The sequence below is a fragment of the Schlesneria sp. genome (assembly GCF_036405755.1).
In the GTDB taxonomy this organism is placed as follows: domain Bacteria; phylum Planctomycetota; class Planctomycetia; order Planctomycetales; family Planctomycetaceae; genus Schlesneria; species Schlesneria sphaerica.
This window is the reverse complement of sequence record NZ_DASWWZ010000340.1, coordinates 1-2,470: the sequence shown is the minus strand read 5'-3', so window position 1 is coordinate 2,470 and position 2,470 is coordinate 1. Positions and strand designations below refer to the sequence as shown.

2 protein-coding genes and 1 pseudogene are annotated in these 2,470 nt (G+C 56.8%); all 3 read right to left on the bottom strand.

Annotated features, from left to right (window positions below; genetic code table 11):
- Positions 1-250, bottom strand: a pseudogene (locus tag VGE80_RS11760) (DUF1801 domain-containing protein); the annotation flags it as partial.
- 249 nt (positions 251-499) lie between these two features.
- The gene (locus VGE80_RS11755; protein ID WP_440592803.1) at positions 500-1,804 is read right to left on the bottom strand and encodes a Trx7/PDZ domain-containing (seleno)protein; all 1,305 of its coding nucleotides are present in this window, start codon (positions 1,802-1,804) and stop codon (positions 500-502) included.
- A 155-nt stretch (positions 1,805-1,959) separates the two neighbouring features.
- Positions 1,960-2,470 (bottom strand): glycoside hydrolase domain-containing protein (locus tag VGE80_RS11750; protein ID WP_440592802.1); only part of this gene is annotated, 511 nt, incomplete at its 5' end.

The window sequence follows — 2,470 nt, the reverse complement described above, 5'->3', positions numbered from 1 at the left end:
ACAGGCTGAACGCAGTCTTTCGCGGCGAAAATCCAACGACGAATGTGTCTCCTTCATGACCCGTGGGATAACGGTAGTGATACTCCCCGAATCCGATCATGCTGGGCCCCCACATCCGGGGAGACTCACCCGTGATCTGCTGCATCAACTCCAGCAGACGATAAGAGTCTTCACGTTTCTGAGCCTCGGGAACGGCCGCAATGAATGCCGTGACGTCCTCTTCTGTCGGTCTCGTTTTCTGTTCCGACATCACTCTTTCCTTGACAGAAAAAATTCACCGGGGCGATCCAAGTCCAGCCCGGGCATTCATACCGCTCTCACTGCTCGCAACTTGAAAGAGTTTATTCTCGTCAGTGGACTGGCGGGGCAGTGGACTGCCGGGGCGACCGCAGGCTGTCCGGCATTTCGGGCGTCGCCTCGCCCCCACACCGCTGCGGGCTGCTGCCCGGCGAGACTTCTCACGTCCCCGATCGTGCAAGCCGTTGCGTGCGAACCATGTCTACTCCACAAGGTGGATCGTAACGTTCTGCCGCTGACCATTGCGCAGCACTGTCAGCGAAAGATCATCCCCGACGCGGTAATTCAGTTTGACGTGCATATTGAACTGCCGCGTATCCCCGTGAAACGGCTTTCCGTCCAATGCGATAATGACATCCTTCTCACGCAGTCCGTCATCAAGTGCCCGCTTTCCTCCCAGGCTGTCGAGATTGATCCAGCGAACCTCCATCGCGGTTTCGTCCTCCGGCAGGCCCAGTTTCCGTTTGGCATCCGCACCGAGAATCGGCACCCATGCCTGGAAGCGGGGTGGCGCATTCCACATCGAACCGCGCCAGGAAAAATCGTACTTCTTCCAGCCGTCTTTTAGTTTCACGTCGTGCATCCCGGTCTGGCTCGTTTCGATCCTCACCGTCGCGTCACCCAGAGGGAGATGATGCAGGACCCACTGCATGTCGGCGATGGAGGTGATCGGCTGACCCTCCATTCGAACGATCTCTTCTCCGACCTTCAGGCCCGCGGCTGCGGCAGCAGAGTTCTCGATGACTTCTGAAATTCGGATGCCACTCTTACGGTCGATCTTCAGGCCAATGTTGTCCGGAAGAGGATATTTCAATAACAGGTCCGGGCTGTACGTCCCGGAATCCAGGGCATGCTGGTGCTCGGCATCGTGAATGTTGTGACAGTGAATGCAGTTCTGTCTGGTTGTTTCTTGAGCGTACTTGGCAGGATTTCGCAGGCCCGGTAGCTCCAGAGCACTCTTCACCTTCCTCGCTGGACCGCGCTTCCCTTTGAGCTCTTCCTGATTGTGGGGGTACTCCGCATGCAGCTCCAGCACCCGCTGCATCGTGTTCGTCAGTCCTTCGATCGAGTTGTACGCGTCTGATCCTTCGCTGCTTTGCGTGCCGTAGCGTGCATAGACGACGCCGTCTGCGTTGAGGAACATTCCGGCCCAGTTCAAATCGTGGTCGAACTGGAAGAGTGAGAGGTCCACGCCTTTCATCTCGACCTGACGGACAGAAACAAATTTCTCTTTCGCCAGTTCGCGCACCCCTGCGTTACCACTCGCAACGTCTGCGTCAAAGGCCGCGCAATCCTTGCAGGGGACGCACCGGAAGGTGACGAACAACGGCTTGTTCAGACGGCGGGCTTCGTCCATCCCTTGCTGGATGTCGTTGTAGACCCAGATATCCGTCAGCGAGGCATTGGTATCCTTGAGACGAGCCTTCAACCCATCATCTGCGTCGCCAGTGGCGATCATCGAGCCGACCACCGCTGTCGCAATCAGGCCCTGCCATAATGTTCTCATTTGTCGATCCTCATCGTTTCCGGGCAACCGGATGACATTCTACATAGAAAAAACGAGTCACCCGTCTCTGACGTACTGGTGCCGTTAGGGTTCTGCCAGGGATTGGTCAAGTCCGCCTTCACTTCCGTTAGTTCGATTGCATATGGGATACATCTCTACGGGGTCGACCTGCGGAACTGCAAGGTCCCGCCACGTTCGATCTCATTGTGCCGAATCCAGTGACGGTCCAGTGGTTGGTCGTTGATCCAGACTGTCTGTACGGCGAGACTGTCTGCCTCTTCATTTTTGCCTTGTAATGTGAGCCGATGGAGGCCGACTTTGAGTTCCGCCTGATCCCACAGCAGCGTTCCAAGTTCATACCGATCGGTCCCCGCCACCGGAAATAGTCCGAGCGAGCTCAAGACGTACCAGGCTGAGAGCGTACCCCCGTCGTCGTTCCCATCGAGTCCATTTGCCCCCGTCCCGTACTTGTTCGCCAGGATCCATCGGACCCATTTCTGAGTGAGATCCGGTCTTCCTGCGGAATTGAAGAGGTACGGCGCAAACAGGTCGGGCTGATTCCCATGCCAGTAATAGGCGTTCGGTGTGATTCCGACCCCGGACGGCGAACGAGAAAAGAACTGATCAAGTTGTTCCACGAACGCTTCTGGATCGGGGAAGAGCCCC

Bases quoted from the DNA above. Each gene is read 5' to 3' on its own strand.
- VGE80_RS11755 (WP_440592803.1), bottom strand. From the start codon at position 1,804: ATGAGAACATTATGGCAGGGCCTGATTGCGACAGCGGTGGTCGGCTCG.